Source organism: Kitasatospora sp. NPDC017646 (assembly GCF_044329365.1).
In the GTDB taxonomy this organism is placed as follows: domain Bacteria; phylum Actinomycetota; class Actinomycetes; order Streptomycetales; family Streptomycetaceae; genus Kitasatospora.
In genome coordinates, this window is sequence record NZ_JBIRJC010000033.1 from 1 (window position 1) to 16,386 (window position 16,386).

Sequence of the window (16,386 nt, forward strand, 5' to 3'; positions counted from 1 at the left end):
TCTCGCCGTTGGCAGTCTGAAAATCACCCGTTACGCCCCTCTCCGCGGCCACCCCCTCCACCGCCCCTCCCGCAGCGCGTCCCTCTCGCCTGGGTTGGGTGAGGGGTGGGTCCGGGGTGAGGGGTGGGGCGTGGGTGAGGGGTTGTGGGGTGGGGGTGTTGCGGGCGCGCGGGGCGTGGCCCGCGCGCCCGCGGAGGGTGCCGGGGGATGGGCGCGCGGGGCGTTGCCCGTGCGCCCGCGCTGGGTGGGCTGGAATCCGGGGTGCCCGGCGTGTCCTCGGCGGGTTCGTGCTCGTTGTTTCCGGCGTCGGACGCTCCTGAGGTCGGAGCCGAGAAGTGGGAGGCCCCGGGATGCGGCGCCTGGTCGGGGTGTGGGCGCGGGGGGTGGTGGCGGTGGTGTGGGGTCTGGCCGTGGTCACTGGGTGCGGGTCCCCGGGTGGGGGTGGTGAGGGCGTCGGCGGGGCGCGTACGCCGTCCCTGGCGCCGTCGCGGGCGGTGCTGAGCGTGGTGCCCGCTGATGGCGCGCAGGACGTGGCGGCGGAGGGGGCGGTGCGCGTGAGTGTCGGACAGGGGCGGCTGGTGTCCGTCCGGTTGGCGGATGCCAAGGGTGTCGAGTTGCCCGGGGCGATCAGCGCGGACGGGTCCCGGTGGGTGCCGGACGGGCCGTTGCCGCTCGGGACCGCGTTCACGTTGGACTCCGTGGCGGAGGACGAGCAGGGGCAGCGGGCGGCCCAGCATTCGGCGTTCTCGACGGTGGCCCGGGCGCACACCTTCGTTGCGTTCTTCACGCCGGAGGACGGGTCCACGGTCGGGGTGGGGATGCCGGTCTCGTTGCGGTTGAGCCGTCCCGTCACCGATCGGGCGGCGGTGGAGAGGGCCGTGCAGGTCACGGCCGATCCGCCGGTGCGGGTGGCCGCGCACTGGTTCGGCAACCAGCGGTTGGACTTCCGTCCGCAGCAGTACTGGGCGGCCGGCACCAGGGTGACGGTGGCGCTGCGGCTCAAGGACGTGCAGGGGGCGCCGGGGGAGTTCGGCACGCAGAGCCGGGACCTGCACTTCACCGTCGGGCGGGCGCAGGTCTCCACGGTGGACCTGGACGCCCACACGCTGACGGTCCGGGCCGGGCAGGGCGGGAAGGTGGTCCGGGTGCTCAAGGTGTCCGGGGGCAGTCCCGACCACTCCACCTACCGGGGGGTGATGGTGGTGTCGGAGAAGTACAAGCTGACCCGGATGAACTCGCAGACCGTCGGCATGGGCGACGAGTACGACATCAAGGACGTCCCGCACGCGATGCGGCTGACCGCCTCGGGCACCTTCCTGCACGGCAACTACTGGGCGGACCCGGGGGTCTTCGGCACCGCCAACACCAGCCACGGCTGCATCGGCCTGGCGGACGTGAAGGGCGGGGGGAGCAAGGACACGCCGGCGGGCTGGCTGTTCGAGCACACCATCCCGGGGGACGTCCTGGAGGTGCGGGCCTCGGCCGGGGACTTCGTGCCGCCGTCGAACGGCCTGGGGGACTGGAACGTGCCGTGGGAGCAGTGGGTGGCCGGGAGTGCCACCCTCCGCTAGCGGTCTTCACCGTCGCTCCACCCACCTCCCCCGAGGTTTCACCCGAACGGCCCAGTTATCCTGCTCCGGCGCGTCGGGGGCCGACGTGAAAGTTCGGCATCCCGTGCAACTCATGGGGGCGCTCAGCGCGTCAAGTGAGTGAATACCGGGAGGGGAGATTCCGTGAAGACGGGGAAGACGGTCGGCGCAGCGATACGGACCACCAGCCGTTACCGGCGCAGGGGTGCGATGGCGCTGGTCATGGGTGGGGTGCTGCTGCTCACCGCGGCGTGCAACGACGACAAGGGCGGGACGTCCGGTGACGCCGCCGCGACGGCGTCCGCGGACGCGAACGGGACGGCCACGGGGGGCGGGCAGGGGGCGCAGAAGGCCTCGGCGGCCGTGCTCGCGGTGGAACCGAAGGACGGCGCCCAGGACGTCGCGCCGAACGCGCTGCAGGTGTCCGTCTCCAAGGGCAAGCTGACCACGGTCGAGGTGACCGACAAGGACGGCAAGCCGGTCGAGGGCGCGATCACCGCGGACGGCAGCGGCTGGAAGCCCGCGGCGGCGCTGGCCGTCGGCATGGCGTACAAGGTGAACGCGCAGGCGAAGGACGACGCGGGCCTGGTGGCCGCGTCGACCACCTCGTTCACCACGCTGACGCCGGACAAGAAGGTCTCCACCAACGACAACATCGCCGACGGCGCCACCTACGGCGTCGGCATGATCGTCTCGGTGAACTTCAACAAGGACGTCAAGAACAAGGACGCCGTCCTCAAGGGCATCACCTTCGAGACCGACAACGGCACCACGGTCAAGGGCCACTGGTTCGACAGCCGCCGGGTGGACTTCCGGCCGGAGGAGTACTGGAAGCCGAACACCAAGGTGACCATCAAGTACCGGCTGAAGAACGTCGAGATCGCGCCGGGGGTCTACGGCGACGTGGACAAGGACGAGCCGTTCACCATCGGCCGGTCGATGATCTCCACCGCGGACGCCAAGACGCACCAGATGACGGTCGAGCGGGACGGCAAGAGCACCACCCTGCCGGTCACCCTGGGTGCGGACGCCACGCCGTCCTGGGGCGGGACGATGGTGATCATGGACAAGGAGAAGGTCACCCGGATGAACTCGCAGACCGTCGGTCTCGGCGGCGAGTACGACATCCAGGACGTGCCGCACGCGATGCGGCTGACCACCTCGGGCACCTTCCTGCACGGCAACTACTGGTCCAACCCCTTCGGCAAGTCCAACGGCAGCCACGGCTGCATCTCGATGCAGGACGTGAAGGGCGGCAGCGACAGCTCGGTCGCCGGCAAGTTCTACAACGACTCGATGGTCGGCGACGTGGTGAAGATCGTGAACACCAAGGAGAAGACCGTCTCGCCCTCCAACGGGCTGGGCGGCTGGAACGTGTCCTGGGCCAACTGGTAGGCCCGTCAGTTCGTCGCCGGGCGGCCCGGACCTCACCCGTTGGGGTCGGGCCGCCCGGTTTTCGGGGCGGAAAGCCCCTCGAATGGCGCAACCTTTCCGGTGGCGCGGCACATCTATGGGGTCGGGTCCGTCGGGGCCGCGGGGAGCAAGGGAGGGATCGACGTGAGGTCGATACGCAGGGTGGTGGCCGTCGGGCTGGTCGGCGGGGCGATGGCGTTGACCGCGGCCTGCAGTGGCGGCGGTGGTGGGGGCGGGAGCGCCGCCAAGGCCGATATCGGGGCCGGGGCGGCGGCGCCCGCGAGTTCGGCGCCGAAGGTCTCGACGGCCGCGGTGAGCATCGAGCCGAAGAACGGCGCGGTGGACGTGGCGCCGGGTGCGCTGAAGATCGGGGCGACGGGCGGCAAGCTCACCACCGTCAAGGTGAGCGACAAGACCGGCAAGGAGGTCCCCGGCACCATCGCCCCGGACGGCTCCAGCTGGACCCCGTCGACCGGGCTCGCGGTGGGAACCGCCTACCAGGTCAGCGCGATGGCCGCGGACGCCAACGGCGCGGTCACCACGGCGGACAGCAGCTTCACCACGCTGACCCCGGCGGCGCTGGCCAAGGCCTCCGACAACGTGGACGACAACGCGACGTACGGCGTCGGCATGATCGTCTCGGTGGAGTTCAGCAAGGACGTCGCCAACAAGGACGCGGTCGCGAAGGGCATCACCTTCGAGACCGACAACGGCACCGCGGTCAAGGGCCACTGGTTCGACGACCGGCGGCTGGACTTCCGGCCGGAGGAGTACTGGAAGCCGGGCACCAAGGTGACGGTGCACTACCGCCTCAAGAATGTGGAGATCGCCCCCGGGGTGTACGGCACCGACCGGGACGAGCCCTTCACGATCGGGCGATCCAAGGTTTCGACGGTTGACGCCGCCGCGCACAAGATGACGGTGGCCCAGAACGGGGCGTCGAGCGACATCGACATCACCTCCGGTTCGGACGAACACCCCACCTGGAACGGCACGATGGTGGTCATGTCGAAGGAGGGCACGGTGCGGATGCAGTCCAGCACCCTGCCCGGCATGACCGGCTCGCCGTACGACCTCCAGGTCCCGCACTCGATGCGGCTGACCACCAGCGGCACGTACGTGCACGGGAACTACTGGAGCGGTGGCGCCTTCGGCGAGGACAACGTCAGCCACGGCTGCGTGGGCCTGCGGGACGTCAAGGGCGGCGGTGACTCCACCACGATGGGCAAGTTCTACGCGGACTCGCTGGTCGGGGATGTGGTGATCGTGAAGAACTCGGTCAAGAAGGAGACGCTCGACCCGGCGAACGGGCTGAGCGGCTGGAACCTGCCGTGGAGCAAGTGGTGATCGCCAGGTAGACGCGGTTCGACGTCAACCCGGGCTTGACTTCGGTCGGCCCGGGTCGACGCTTTTCCGGCGCAGGGTTGCTCCGGGCATATGCCGTCGCGGGGGGAGATCGTTTGCTCATTGTCCGTACGCGGCTGCTTGCGTTCCGCAATGATGGACCGCATGGCGGGTTGGGGCGAAACAGATCAGTCATCGGTTCCCGCGGCCGGCGTGGTCGCGGAGGCGTCGTGGATCGACGTCCAGGGTGCGCTCTCGGCGCTGGAGCGGCTGAGCTCCGAGGAGCTGCAGGAGATGTACTCCGACAGACTGTGTGACCAGTCGGCGCCCAACGAGGTACGACTGCCGTCCCGTCCGGAGTCGGGGCCGGTGGCCCGCCGGCTGGTGCTGAACGTCCTGGAGTCCTGGGGTCTCCACCAGTGCCTGGAGGCCGGGGAGTTGCTCACCAGTGAGCTGGTGTCCAACGCGGTGCGGCACGCCGCCGGGCGCACCATCGGCCTCCACGTCAGCCGCAAGCCCGGCTGGCTGCGGATCGAGGTCCGCGACTCCTCCCGGGCGCTGCCCTGCATGATCCTCGCCGAGGCCAGGCCGGTGAACGAGCGCGGCCGAGGCCTGAAGATCGTCGACGACCTCGCCGACCGCTGGGGCGCCGACCTGCTGCCGCGCGGCAAGGGCGTCTGGTTCGAGCTGAAGATCCGCGAGCGGCACTGAGGCGCTGTCGGCGGGCTGCGGATACGCGCAGGGCCCCCGGAACCGCCGTGGTCGGCGTTTGGGGGCCCCTGCAAGTCATCGCGCCGGCCAAGGGGGTGCGTGCCGCGCGATGGGCGTCGGCAGTGCCAGGTCGGGCCCGCCGAAGTTCGATACCCCGACTATCGCATGGATCTCAGCATGTGGGCAAACCGGGCGTCTTGGATTGAAAGGTTTGTAACCTACTTCACCTTTGGATTTTGCATAGGTTAACGCCATGGCCTGTGAATATTCATGATCGCGGTGAAGTGATCAGTGCTTGACGGGCTCGGGCGGCATGTGCGTGGACGCTGGCCGGGGAGAGGGCCCGGCGGGGTGGCGGGGCCTTCGGGGTGCCATGGCAGGCGCGGCAGAGGCCGCCCAGGAGGGCGTGCGGACGGCAGGGGGTGCGGCAGTCGGTGCACTCGATGATGCGGGCTCGTTCTGGCTGGGGGCGTGGGCGTTCCGGGGGCATCTTGTCGAGCAGGCGGCGGCGGGTGAAGGCCGCGGGGCTGTGGACGCCGTCCGGCGGGAGCCCCGCGGTGAGAGCGGTGGTGAAGAGGGCCGGGGTGGTGCCCCGGGCCAGCCACTCGGCGGCGAGCGGTTCGAGAGCGGTGCAGTCGGCGGCGGAGAGCGCCAGGCGGGCGTCGGCGAGGCCGAGGCCGGCGAGGGCGGCGTACGCAGCCGAGGGGGAACTTCTCTGGCTTCAGGAACGCGTCCGCTCCCACCAGCATCCCCTTCGCGTCGCACAGCTCATCGGCCACCTGCAGCAACTTGAGCGACGGCTTCCGCCTCCCCGCCTCCATCGACCGCACGCTCTCGATGTCGTAGTTGGATGCCTGGCTCAACTGCTCCCGCGTCACGCCCGCCTTTTCACGCCACCGCTTGAGCTGATCGCCGCAGTACTTCCACGACATCGGGTTCTGCTTCGGCGTGCTCACGGCCCTGCGCCCCTCCCTGCCCTGGTCACAGGGCGGTTCAAGCTCTCGCTGTACCACCGGCGTTACTCCCGAGGCTATGCCCGTCTACCGACCCTTGAAGGGTGAAATGGCCGAACTCGGCCCTTGTGAGTGAAGCCTCCCCTGTCGCCTCCTCGAGGATTCTGATGATCACTCAGCCCGTGGACGTCGTCGAGTGGATGCTCCCCCGCCACCCCCCACTCCGGGCCGTGCCCGAATCCGGCTCCTCCGGCAGGCCTACGAGTGGCAGGTGCCCGACGAGTCCACCGAGACCGCCCTGCTCCTCCTCAGCGAACTCGTCACCAACGCCTGCCGCCACGCCCGGAGCCCGCGCGACCGCCTGATCGGCGTCCGCCTCCTCCTCCCCACCCGGTCTGTTCTCCGCGTCGAGGTCTACGACGCCAGCGACGACCTCCCCGTCCCCCGTCACGCCGCCCCGGAGGACGAGTCCGGTCGCGGCCTCGAACTCGTCGCCGCCCTCGCCACCTCCTGGGGCGCCGACCCGCGAGGCAAGGGCTACGTCGGCAAAACCGTCTGGTTCACCCTCGACCTCCCCTCGCCGGCCAGCCCGCCCGCACCGGACGCGGCCTTCGCGGAAGACGTGGCCTCCGCTCGCACCCTGCTCGGCGACGAGACCACCGGTCGGCCCGGCGAGTGAGAGCGTAGGAAGTCGACCCCGTCGACTTCCTACGCTCCTGCCTGGCGGCGGCCGCTACACCGCGTCAGGCGAATGCCCGGTGATCCGGTCGAGTGCCAGGTCCACATCGATGGCGAACTCCTCGTCCACCCCTTCGCGCAGGGCCCGCAGCATCCGGACGGCCTCCTCGGCGTACGCCCCGCCGATGTCGTGCAGGTGCTCGGCACGGGCCAGTTCGTTCTCCCAGCCGTCGTTCATCAGGTCCTCGGCACGCACCACTGCGGCCGCCTCGTCGCGCGTGGCCGGATCGAGCCGGGCCATGGCCACCGCGGCCATCCAGCGCAGCTGGACCGCGCGAGCCGGAGCCGACTGGCCGGACTGCGGGTCGGCTATCGCGCCGCGCAGCGCGGCCACCGCCTCGTCCCTGTACTCGGGGCCGAGCGCGGCGATCGCCTCCGCGGCCCAGATCCGGTCCTCGTCGAACGCCCCCGTCGCCCCCGCCGGCCCGCGCAGCCGCTCGGCGAGCGCCGCACGGTGCTGCCCCGCGTACTCCGCCATGGACTCTGCGAGCCGTTCCGCGAGCGACACGGGAAAGTCGCGGCCGAGCACGGCCCGCGTCGCATGCTCCTGCTCCGCCTCACCGGCAAGCCCCAGCGCCCGTACCGCCGCCGTCAGTTCGCCCCAGGGGGTGGCGGTGTCGCGCACGGCCCGCCGCAGGGCAAGGACCTCGCGGCCGGTGAGTCGATCCATTGCTGCTCCTTCGCTCGTGTTCGCGGGCCGCAGTTTAGGAGGCGCCGCCGACAGCCCGGGCCTCATCGACATGGCCGGGGGCGACCTCGCTGTCGCGCAGTTCGGCAGGGCTGCCGTTGTGCGTGGCCATGAACCCGTGGCGAGCTTGGGAGCCCGGCGCACGCCTGGGTGGAAGCCCGCATCGGCGGGGACGGCACCCGTGCAGGTTCGAGCCCTTCCTTCTCCGCACGCGGTCAGAGGAGCAGGAAGCCCGGCCAGCTGGAGGGGAACCAGCCTTCCAGGGGGCGCAGTTCGGGTTCGGTGGCGGGATGGGTCGCCAGGACGGCCTGGCGTACCTCGCCGCCCCCGTTGAGGGTGCTCAGCTCGCCGCCGGCGGCGGCCAGCGTGATCGTGAGGCCGTCGCGCTGCAGGACGTACCGGTTCGCTCCGTCGGACCAGAGGCCGCCCGGCTCCGGCAGGCAGGGGCTGAAAGGGCCGGTCGTGAGGTTCTCACCGTCCGCGGACAACAGGGAGTGGCCGCAGGGGTCGCTGTAGCCCGGGGAGACCGTCTCGACCGCGGCCTTGTCGAAGCCGTCGCCGATTCCGCCGGTGTTGGCCAGGTCCGCCTGGTCGCTGAGCACGAAGACCGCCCGGTGTCCGTCCCCACTGATCCCGGTGACCTGCACATCCGCCGAGAGGACCGGCCGCAGCAGGGACCGGGACGGGATCCCGGCCCCGCGCATCAGGTCCTGGACCCCGACCTCCCGCTGCATCGCCCGCAGCGGGAACGCGAGTACGGACACGCCCAGCAGCGTGCCGACGGCGGCCAGCAGGGCGGTGCGTGAGCGCAGCACCACGGCGCCGGCCAGGGCGAAGGACGGGAGGGCGAACACCAGCGCGCTCAGCAGGCCCGGGCGGAAGGGCAGCAGGAGGGCCAGCCCGTGGGTAGCGGCGAGGCCGAGCGCCATCAACGCGGGTGCCAGCAGCCGGCACCACCGGGGGGCGGACGGCCTCAGGGCGTGGACGCTCGGGAAGAGCGCGGGTATGACGACCGCGAGCGTCACCACCAAGTGCAGGATCGCGGGGACGCGCCCGTCGGGGTCGAAGTGCTGGACGGCGCTGCCGACGGCCACCGAGGTCAACGACGGCAGGGCGCAGGCCGCACCGAGGGTGACGACCTGCCAGCGCCGGTTCGAGGTCGGACGAACCGGTGCGCGCCCCTGCGCCGTGACCGCGTACGGATCGTGCGGCTCGACCGCGGCCATCGCTTCCCCCAGGTACTCGGTGCCTTGGACCCGTCAGTGGGACGAGCTCGCCCGGATCTTGGTTGCGGCAGGTGGAAAGCCGCCTTGCACGGCCGTGGCGAAGAAGGGCCCGCAGGTCATCGCCGTAGACGGGGAGCGCTGTCGCTGGGTGGTCGCGCCCAACGACGAGCCCGGTCCGGCGGTCGTTGTCCTGCGGATCAGTTGGTCTTCGGGCGAAGAATCGTCATGGCGGCGAGCGGTTTCGCGCCGGTACCATCGGGCTCGTGAACGTGTACTGGCACGCCGTGCTGCCACCGCTCAGCGCCTGATCGGGCGCTCGCTTCGGTGGTTTGATCCCGTCGCCCCCGCTCAGGGGGTTCTGCGGCGTGCGCCCGTTTCGAAACCAGTTCCCCTGACGGTTTTCGACGACGGAAGTACACGACTGTGCCGAATCGTTTGTCCGTGCATGCGCGCGCTCGTCTGGCCCCCGCGCCTCGCCGTACCCGCCCGATCGACGGGCCGTTGCCGATCCTGGTCTCCGCGTTGCTGTGGGGCACCACCGGAACGGCCGCCTCGTTCGCGCCCGCAGGCGCTCCGGCGGCCGGGATCGGGGCCGCCGCGCTGGCGCTCGGCGGGGCGCTGCTGTTCCTCACCGACCGGGCCGCGTCGGCGCTGCCCCGGGTGTGCGGGGTGGGTGAGCGGTGGCTGCTGCTGGTCGGGGCGGTGGCCGTGGTGGGGTACCCGGTCACCTTCTACCCGGCGGTGACCCGCACCGGGGTCGCGGTCTCGACGGTGATCGCGCTGGGGAGCGCGCCGGTGTTCACCGGACTGCTCGGGTGGCTCGCCCGGCAGGGGCGGCCGAGCGGGCGGTGGGCCGGGGCCACGGCGCTGGCCGTGCTCGGCTGCGGGGTGCTGGTGCTCGGGCCCGAACTCGTCGGGGAGGGCGGTGCGGCGGTGGATCCGCTCGGGCTGCTGCTGGCGGCGCTCTCCGGGCTCTCGTACGCGGTGTACTCGCTGATCGCCGGGCGGCTGATCGCGGCCGGGCACCCGTCCGGCGGGGTGATGGGCGCGATGTTCGGCGGTGCGGCGGTGTTGGTGCTGCCCGTGCTGCTCGCCGGCCCCACCGGCTGGCTGCTCTCGGTACGCGGAGCGGGTGTCGTGCTGCACCTCGGGGTGATCACCACCTTCCTCGCGTACCGGCTCTTCGGCCACGGCCTGCGCCACACCTCGGCACAGACCGCCACCACCCTGACCCTCGCCGAACCCGCTGTCGCCGCCGTCCTCGGCGTCGCGGCCCTGGGCGAGCGCCTGCCGACGGTGTCCTGGTGCGGGCTCGCGGTGCTCGCGGGCGGCCTGGCCGTCCTGACCATCCCCGGTCGGCGGTAGGCGGTTGCTGCCGCACACCAGAAGTCGGCCCGGCCGACTTCTGGTGTGCGGGCTTCTGCGGTGCGGGCTCGCCGTGCTTGCGGTCGCTCTGGCGGTCCTGACGCTGCTCGGTCTGCTGCTGCACGGGAAGTCGGACGGGCCGACTTCTGGTGCGGCGGGCGGTCCGCTCAGCCCAGGAGGCCGCCGGTGTACGGGTCTTCGGCGAGGAGGCGCCAGGAGTGGCGAGGGGTCGCCCAGGCCTCCGGGTCCACCCGCTCGACCAGCTCCTCGACGACGGTCCGCAGGAACATCTGAGGGTTGAACACCTGCCAGTCCTCGCCCTCGTCGTCCGCGTACTCCCAGCGGTCGTGGTCGGCGCGCAGCCGCTCGTACGTCCACAGGGCGTAGAGCAGGGCGGAGACGTCCCGGTGCAGGTACGACGCCGGGTCGTCGGCCCCGTACAGGCCGGGCAGCTCCAGGCGGCCGGTCGCGCCGTCGAGTGCGATCACCAGGTCGTGCGGCCAGTAGGCGAGGGCGAGGCGGCCGGGGTGGGTGGAGTCCAGGGCGGCGAGCGGGTCGTCGGGGGCGACGCCGAACATCTCGCTGTCGAGCGGCAGGCCCGCCTCGACGAGGAGCCGCCGGGTCGGCTCGTGGGTGAGTTCGTCGGGCAGGTCCTCGGCGCGGTAGCGGCGGACGGCGCCGTCCCCGTCGTCACCGACCAGCCGGGCGAGGTCCGCGACGAGGTCCGGTTCGAAGACGTAGGCGGAGCCGCCCGGTTCGCCCGGGCGGGCGCCCCAGGCCAGGGACGCGACCAGCAGGGCCGTGCACCAGTGCGCGGACCGGGCGGTACCGGCGAACAGCGGCCCGTCGACCGCCCGCATTCGCTGCTCGGCGGCCGCCACCACGGCGTCCGCCACCGCCGCGCCCCGGCGGCCCCCACGGGCGTCCGGGTCCGCTGCGCCGGTCGCGACCGCCTCGACCTCTTGGACCAGGGCGACGAGCGCGCGCAGCGAGGTGGCGAGCACGTCACCCTCGGGACCATCGCCGAGCCGCACCTCACCCGTCGCACCGTCGAGGACGACCGGATCGCCGTACACCGCCTCGCCGAGCACGATCCACCGCCCGCCCCCACCCGGCGCAGCAGCGGGGGCCCGGAACTCCAGGAACGCGCCGTCCCCGGGCAGCCCCTCCGTCAACAGGTGCTCGCGACTGGGCTCGTGCGTCAGCCCCTCCGGCAGGTCCATCACGTCCGGCATCCCCGTTCCCCGTCCCGCTCTTCAGCTCCGCGATCGATCGGTCGAGAGCGTACGAGAGGCCCCCGACAGCGACTCCCGCGGGGGTTCGAAGTTCCGCGCACAGGAAGTCGGACCGGCCGACTTCCTGTGCAGCGGCGGCTGGTTGACTGGGCGCCGTGGACGAACCGGAGATCTCGCAGGGGTCGCTGTTCCAGTCCGCAGCCGAGGCGCTGCGCCCACTGGCCCGGCTCACCCTGGACCTGGACGAAGTGGCCCGGCGGCTCGGCCTCGCGCCGGAGCAGTCTTGGGACGGGTGCGGCGCCCTGCGGGTGGCGTGCTTCGTGCTGGGCGGGACGGACTTCGCGGTCGGCCACCATGACAGCGATCCGGTCGCCACGACCGTCTGGAGCACGAGGGCCGGGCCCGTAGACGACGGGGAACGGCTCGGCATCCTCCTCGCCGCGCTCGGTGCCGGACCGGAGGCGGTGCTGAAGCCGGGCCTGCCGGTCGCCCTGTGGCAGGGCGCAGTTCGGCAGGAGCAGTCGCACCAGCTGTTCTGGGAGCGCTTCCGCAAGCGCCCGGGCATGTACACCGGCCGGGTGGCCTACGGCCCCGTGGCCTCCTACCTCGGCGGCTACGACATGGCCACGGGAGGAGCGCTGCTGGGCGGGTTCCATCAGTGGCTGGTGGTGAAGTTTTGGAACGGCGGCAACCTCCACTGGTCGGGCCTGGTCGCCCACGAAGTGTTCCCCGACGGCCTCCCGGAGGACCAGTGGTCCCCGGAGCAGGAACGTCACGCCGTCCAGGAACTGCTCCGGCTGTTGGACGAGTTCTTCGAGCAGCGTGAGCTGCCGTCATGCTGATCCCGGGGTACGGGGACGGCCCGCTGGCGGCGGGTGAACCGCTGTTGGAGGGCGGCGGGTTCTGGTGGTGCCACCTGGTGGGGCCGGCGGAACCGGGCCCCGGCGAGGGTTGGTTGGAGCCCGAGCGGTTCGGGGCGGACGGCGCCGATGCCGACGCGATGACCGAGCGGCTGTACGACGGCGGGGCCTGGCCGGTGTTCCGGGTGCCGTTCGACGGCGGACGCGTGGCGGCGGTGGTCTACCGGAACCTGGAGGGTGACGGCGGGGTCGAGTTCCTGCTGGCCCTTCCCGGGCGGTCCCGGCCGGAGGTCCTCGCAGACTTCGACGGTGACTGGCGGGGGGCGGGCGTGACCTGGCCTGAGCTCGTGCGCATCGCCGACGCGCCCGACCAGGAGGCCGACGGGGTGCACGACCCGGCCGAGCGGCTGCTCCTGATGCCGCCCGCGTTGGACGGATCGGAGCCGCCGGCCGGTGCGGTGGAGCGGGTCGCGAAGGCGCTGGTGGTGGCCGGGGCGCCGGAGGACTCCGCCCGTGGGACGGCGGTGCGACTGCTGGAAGGGCATCGGCGCTGGGCGGGATACCTCTCCGTGGGGGACTCGCCGCTCAGTGGGTAGGGTGCGGTTGATCGAGTGATCCGCGGGGGCCAAGTGGATTGCCGCGCAGGAGTCCTGGCCTCCCCGTCCGTTGACGAAGGGGTCTGCAGTCATGTCGGAATCCGCTACGCCCGGCCCGCTGGAGCTGCTCGCCCGCTACCGGCGGGCGATGCTCGACCTGGATGCGGATGCGCTGGCCGAGCTGTACGCCGAGGAAGGGGTGCACGAGTTCCCGTTCCTGTTCCCGGGGATGCCCGAGCGCTACCGGGGGCGGGAGGAGGTGCGGGCCGGGTACCGGGCAGCGTGGGGGGCGAGTGAGGCGCGGCCGGAGGAGATCTGGGAGGTCGCGGTCCACCCGGGCGCCGATCCCGAGGTGCTCACCGTGGAGCAGCTGGTGATCGGCCGGGTTGCTTCCACGGGTAAGGAGTTCGCCCTCCCGGGCCTGCTGGTGATGCGGACCCGGGGTGGGCAGCTGGTGCACGTCCGCGACTACATGGACGGCCTGGGGGTGGCCCGTGCGATGGGACGGCTGGGTGCCGTGGCCGCCCGCCTGGAGGCCCAGGGCTGAGGCGGCTCAGATGCCGAAGTGGGCGGCGATGCCGTCGAGGACGCAGTCGAGGCCGGTCGTGAAGTGCCAGTCGGGGTCGTCCTTGCGGGTGGCCTGCTGCAGGTACCGCTGGTAGGTCGGGTAGCGGCCGGTGCCCATCAGGTAGGTCATCCGGGGTGCCAGGCCGGCGCGGGTCTCGTCGCCGTCGGACCAGCCACGGGCGCGGCGCAGGTCCTGGAGGGCGACCTCGGTGGCGGACGAGCCGTGGACGTAGATGGCGACGGTGCGGAAGATCGCCATGGTGGTGTCGGCGTCCAGGCCGTGTTCCGCGAGGGCGGCGAACGCCCTTTCCGGGACGGCGAGCTGGTTGGGACTGAGGGAGAACGGGGTGGCCGCCCGAGTGATCCAGGCGTGGGCCAGGCTCATCGCGCGCAGGTGGACGGCGAGTGAGTGCATGGCCTCGCGCCAGCCGGCGGCGGGGGTGTCCAGGGGGAGCTGGCCGTACACGAAGTCGACCATCAGCTCGATGAGTTCGTCCTTGCCGGAGACGTACCGGTAGGCGGCCATCGGGGCCACGCCGAGGGCGGTGGCGAGGCGGCGCATGGTGACGGCGTCCAGGCCCTCGGTGTCGGCGATGGCGACCGCGGCCTCGGCGATCCGGTGCGGGGTCAGGGTGGTGCGCGGCGCGGGGGACGGGCGGTCGAGCCGCTCCCAGAGGGGGGGCTGGGGCTGGTTGCGGTCGTCGGCTCCGGTGCTGCTGTCCCCGGTGGGGGCCTGCTGAGCGGGCATGGGGGCGGGCTCCTTCCGGCTGGAGTCTCCACCGTACCACCCGCGTGTACGACGTATCTCGGGAGTGGACGGCGTACGCAACCGTGTGTACGTTGTATCCAGCCGATACGGCGTACACATCGTCCCGGAGGGGGAACATCCATGTCCACCGAGCAGAATCTGCAGGTCGCGGTCGTCCTCGGCAGCACCCGTACCGGCCGCTTCGGCCCCGTCGTCGCCGACTGGCTGCTCGGCCACCTCGACGCCCGCGGCGACATGAACGCGGACCTGGTCGACCTGGCCGCCACCCCGCTGCCCACCGTCTTCCCGTCCTTCGGAGGCGAACTGCCGCCCGGTGAGGCCGAGTTGCTCGCCGCCGTGTCGCCCCGACTGGCGGCCGCCGACGCCTTCGTGTTCGTCACGCCCGAGTACAACCACAGCTTCCCGGCCCCGCTGAAGAACGCCATCGACTGGCACAACCAGCAGTGGCACGGCAAGCCGATCGGTTTCGTCTCCTACGGCGGGCTCTCCGGCGGCCTCCGGGCGGTGGAGCAACTGCGCGTGGTGATGGCCGAGTTGAGCAGTGTGACGATCCGCAACACGGTCAGCTTCCACGGCGCCGCGCAGGCCTTCGACGCCGACGGCAAGCCGCGTGACCCGGCCGCCGACGCCGCCGCCAAGACCCTGCTCGACCAACTGGCCTGGTGGGCCCACGCGTTGCGGGACGCCCGGCAGACCCGCCCGTTCGCCGTCTGAGCCCGGGACAGGGGAACGGCCATGACCGCGGAACCGATCGACGACCGCCCCAAGCCGCCGCTGCTCGGCGTCCTCGGGCTGATGCTCGGCATCTTCCTCTCGGCCCTCGACGGCCAGATCATCGGCACCGCGCTGCCGACCATCGTCGGTGACCTCGGCGGGCTGGAACACCTCGCCTGGGCGGTCACCGCCTACCTGCTCACCTCGGCCGCCGCCACCCCGCTGTGGGGCCGGCTCGGCGACCTGTACGGGCGCAAGGGCGCCTATCAGTGGGCCGTCGCGGTGTTCCTGGTCGGTTCGATGCTGTCCGGACTGGCGCAGAACATGGGCCAGCTGATCGCCTTCCGGGCGGTCCAGGGGGTCGGTGCGGGCGGGCTGATGGTCGGGGCGCTCTCGGTGATCGGGGTGCTCGTGCCCGCCTCCGACCGGGGCCGGGTGCAGTCGGTGATCGGCGTGCTGATGCCGATCGCCTTCGTCGGCGGGCCGCTGCTCGGCGGCTTCCTCACCGACCGCCTCAGCTGGCGCTGGGCCTTCTACGTCAACCTGCCGGTCGGCGTGTTCGCCCTGCTCGCGGTCGGCGCCGGGGTGCGGCTGCAGAAGGCCGAGCGGGTCCGCGCCCCCTTCGACTGGGCCGGGGTCGCCCTGCTGACCACCGGCATCCTCGGGCTCACCCTGGTCAGCAGCTGGGGCGGGACGCTGTACCCCTGGACCTCGCCGCTGATCCTCGGGACCGCAGTGGTCGCGGTCGCCGCGCTGGCCCTCTTCGTCCGCACCGAACTGCGCGCCCCCGGACCGCTGGTCCCGCCCGCGCTGTTCCGCAACCGCAACTTCACGGTGTCCCAGGTGCTGGGCTTCCTCAGCGGCGCGGTCATGCTCGCCCTGATCGGCTACCTGCCGCAGTACCTCCAGCTCGTCCAGGGCGCGTCGCCGACCACCGGCGGGCTGCTCCTGCTGCCGCTGATGCTCGGCATGATGGGCACCCAGCTGGTCACCGCCCGGTTGATGGGCAGGCCCGGCGGCGAGCGGCGCTACCCGCTGCTCGGCGGGGTGCTGGCACTGGCCGGGTCCGCGCTCCTGCTGCTCCTGGGGACGGACACGCCGGTGGCGCTGGCCTCCGGCCTCACCGCGGTCGCCGGGATCGGCATCGGACTGCTCATGCAGAGCACCATGCTGACCTCGATGGGCGCCGTGCCGCGCCAGGACATGGGCGCGGCGATGGGCGTGGTGACCCTGCTGCGCAGCATTGGCGGTTCGCTCGGGACGGCCGCCCTCGGCGCGGTCTACACGGCGCGGCTGACCGCCTCCCTGGGGGCGCGGCTGAGCCCGGCCGAGGCCGCCCACCTGACCGGCGGCGGCGGGCTGACCCCGGCCGCGCTGGCGGGGCTGCCGTCGGCCGTCCGGGACGCCGTCGGCACGGCGGTCACCAGCGGGCTGCACGGCACGGTGGCCGGGGGCGTCGCCCTGGCGGCGGTGGCGACGGCGGTCGCCTGCCTGGCCCGGCCGGACGCACCGGAGCCGCGGGAGGCCGCGACGCCGACGAGGGAGCAGGCGGCGGTCCGGAGCTAGCGGGTCGGCCCCCGGGCGCTACGGGGTTGCGCCCGGGGGCCGACCGTCAGGC

The 16,386-nt window shown here is 72.3% G+C and carries 16 protein-coding genes; 11 read left to right on the plus strand and 5 right to left on the minus strand.

Features of this window, described 5'->3' with window-relative positions:
* Positions 1-554: 554 nt before the first annotated feature.
* The 4 genes from ACH4J0_RS33035 (at position 555) to ACH4J0_RS33050 (ending at position 5,057) form a co-directional block, all read left to right on the plus strand.
* Positions 555-1,571: an Ig-like domain-containing protein gene (locus tag ACH4J0_RS33035; protein ID WP_396244644.1), complete on the plus strand. Its 1,017-nt coding sequence runs from the start codon at positions 555-557 to the stop codon at positions 1,569-1,571.
* Between the two features lie 162 nt (positions 1,572-1,733).
* On the plus strand, positions 1,734-2,984 hold the full coding sequence (locus ACH4J0_RS33040) for an Ig-like domain-containing protein (protein WP_396244645.1): 1,251 nt from the start codon (positions 1,734-1,736) through the stop codon (positions 2,982-2,984).
* Positions 2,985-3,146: 162 nt separating this feature from the next.
* Positions 3,147-4,349 (plus strand): Ig-like domain-containing protein, encoded by a 1,203-nt coding sequence (locus tag ACH4J0_RS33045; protein ID WP_396244646.1) that lies wholly within the window; start codon positions 3,147-3,149, stop codon positions 4,347-4,349.
* A 150-nt stretch (positions 4,350-4,499) separates the two neighbouring features.
* Positions 4,500-5,057 (plus strand): ATP-binding protein, encoded by a 558-nt coding sequence (locus tag ACH4J0_RS33050; protein ID WP_396244648.1) that lies wholly within the window; start codon positions 4,500-4,502, stop codon positions 5,055-5,057.
* Between the two features lie 245 nt (positions 5,058-5,302).
* Here the strand turns inward: ACH4J0_RS33050 and ACH4J0_RS33055 are convergent, their stop codons facing one another.
* Positions 5,303-5,989: a helix-turn-helix domain-containing protein gene (locus ACH4J0_RS33055; protein WP_396244707.1), complete on the minus strand. Its 687-nt coding sequence runs from the start codon at positions 5,987-5,989 to the stop codon at positions 5,303-5,305.
* Between the two features lie 292 nt (positions 5,990-6,281).
* On the opposite strand from ACH4J0_RS33055, the gene ACH4J0_RS33060 reads away from it, so the two are divergent.
* Positions 6,282-6,689: an ATP-binding protein gene (locus tag ACH4J0_RS33060; protein ID WP_396244649.1), complete on the plus strand. Its 408-nt coding sequence runs from the start codon at positions 6,282-6,284 to the stop codon at positions 6,687-6,689.
* A 54-nt stretch (positions 6,690-6,743) separates the two neighbouring features.
* Here ACH4J0_RS33060 and ACH4J0_RS33065 read toward each other — a convergent pair whose 3' ends face one another.
* Complete coding sequence (locus tag ACH4J0_RS33065) at positions 6,744-7,418, minus strand: hypothetical protein (protein WP_396244650.1); 675 nt, start codon at positions 7,416-7,418, stop codon at positions 6,744-6,746.
* Positions 7,419-7,651: 233 nt separating this feature from the next.
* Positions 7,652-8,662, minus strand: coding sequence for a hypothetical protein (locus tag ACH4J0_RS33070; protein ID WP_396244652.1), 1,011 nt, complete (start codon positions 8,660-8,662; stop codon positions 7,652-7,654).
* 501 nt (positions 8,663-9,163) lie between these two features.
* Between ACH4J0_RS33070 and ACH4J0_RS33075 the strand changes: the two genes are divergently transcribed.
* The gene (locus tag ACH4J0_RS33075; RefSeq protein WP_396244653.1) at positions 9,164-10,027 is read left to right on the plus strand and encodes a DMT family transporter; all 864 of its coding nucleotides are present in this window, start codon (positions 9,164-9,166) and stop codon (positions 10,025-10,027) included.
* 167 nt (positions 10,028-10,194) lie between these two features.
* Here ACH4J0_RS33075 and ACH4J0_RS33080 read toward each other — a convergent pair whose 3' ends face one another.
* Positions 10,195-11,262, minus strand: coding sequence for an SUKH-4 family immunity protein (locus ACH4J0_RS33080; protein WP_396244654.1), 1,068 nt, complete (start codon positions 11,260-11,262; stop codon positions 10,195-10,197).
* Positions 11,263-11,417: 155 nt separating this feature from the next.
* Here ACH4J0_RS33080 and ACH4J0_RS33085 point away from each other — a divergent pair, with 155 nt between their 5' ends.
* From ACH4J0_RS33085 to ACH4J0_RS33095, 3 genes are all read left to right on the plus strand, one after another.
* Positions 11,418-12,104: a hypothetical protein gene (locus ACH4J0_RS33085; protein WP_396244655.1), complete on the plus strand. Its 687-nt coding sequence runs from the start codon at positions 11,418-11,420 to the stop codon at positions 12,102-12,104.
* Positions 12,098-12,718, plus strand: coding sequence for a hypothetical protein (locus tag ACH4J0_RS33090; protein ID WP_396244656.1), 621 nt, complete (start codon positions 12,098-12,100; stop codon positions 12,716-12,718). The genes ACH4J0_RS33085 and ACH4J0_RS33090 overlap by 7 nt, the downstream gene beginning before the upstream one ends.
* Before the next feature lie 91 nt (positions 12,719-12,809).
* Complete coding sequence (locus tag ACH4J0_RS33095; protein WP_396244657.1) at positions 12,810-13,265, plus strand: nuclear transport factor 2 family protein; 456 nt, start codon at positions 12,810-12,812, stop codon at positions 13,263-13,265.
* A gap of 6 nt (positions 13,266-13,271) precedes the next feature.
* Here ACH4J0_RS33095 and ACH4J0_RS33100 read toward each other — a convergent pair whose 3' ends face one another.
* The gene (locus tag ACH4J0_RS33100) at positions 13,272-14,033 is read right to left on the minus strand and encodes a TetR/AcrR family transcriptional regulator (protein WP_396244659.1); all 762 of its coding nucleotides are present in this window, start codon (positions 14,031-14,033) and stop codon (positions 13,272-13,274) included.
* Positions 14,034-14,174: 141 nt separating this feature from the next.
* On the opposite strand from ACH4J0_RS33100, the gene ACH4J0_RS33105 reads away from it, so the two are divergent.
* A complete protein-coding gene (locus ACH4J0_RS33105; RefSeq protein WP_396244660.1) occupies positions 14,175-14,768 on the plus strand; it encodes an NADPH-dependent FMN reductase in 594 nt (197 codons plus the stop codon).
* Positions 14,769-14,789: 21 nt separating this feature from the next.
* The gene (locus tag ACH4J0_RS33110; RefSeq protein ID WP_396244661.1) at positions 14,790-16,334 is read left to right on the plus strand and encodes an MDR family MFS transporter; all 1,545 of its coding nucleotides are present in this window, start codon (positions 14,790-14,792) and stop codon (positions 16,332-16,334) included.
* Positions 16,335-16,386 lie beyond the last annotated feature (52 nt).

Bases quoted from the DNA above. Each gene is read 5' to 3' on its own strand.
- ACH4J0_RS33050 (WP_396244648.1), top strand. From the start codon at position 4,500: ATGATGGACCGCATGGCGGGTTGGGGCGAAACAGATCAGTCATCGGTT.
- ACH4J0_RS33055 (WP_396244707.1), bottom strand. From the start codon at position 5,989: ATGTCGTGGAAGTACTGCGGCGATCAGCTCAAGCGGTGGCGTGAAAAG.
- ACH4J0_RS33065 (WP_396244650.1), bottom strand. From the start codon at position 7,418: ATGGATCGACTCACCGGCCGCGAGGTCCTTGCCCTGCGGCGGGCCGTG.
- ACH4J0_RS33070 (WP_396244652.1), bottom strand. From the start codon at position 8,662: ATGGCCGCGGTCGAGCCGCACGATCCGTACGCGGTCACGGCGCAGGGG.
- ACH4J0_RS33080 (WP_396244654.1), bottom strand. From the start codon at position 11,262: ATGCCGGACGTGATGGACCTGCCGGAGGGGCTGACGCACGAGCCCAGT.
- ACH4J0_RS33090 (WP_396244656.1), top strand. From the start codon at position 12,098: ATGCTGATCCCGGGGTACGGGGACGGCCCGCTGGCGGCGGGTGAACCG.
- ACH4J0_RS33095 (WP_396244657.1), top strand. From the start codon at position 12,810: ATGTCGGAATCCGCTACGCCCGGCCCGCTGGAGCTGCTCGCCCGCTAC.
- ACH4J0_RS33100 (WP_396244659.1), bottom strand. From the start codon at position 14,033: ATGCCCGCTCAGCAGGCCCCCACCGGGGACAGCAGCACCGGAGCCGAC.
- ACH4J0_RS33105 (WP_396244660.1), top strand. From the start codon at position 14,175: ATGTCCACCGAGCAGAATCTGCAGGTCGCGGTCGTCCTCGGCAGCACC.
- ACH4J0_RS33110 (WP_396244661.1), top strand. From the start codon at position 14,790: ATGACCGCGGAACCGATCGACGACCGCCCCAAGCCGCCGCTGCTCGGC.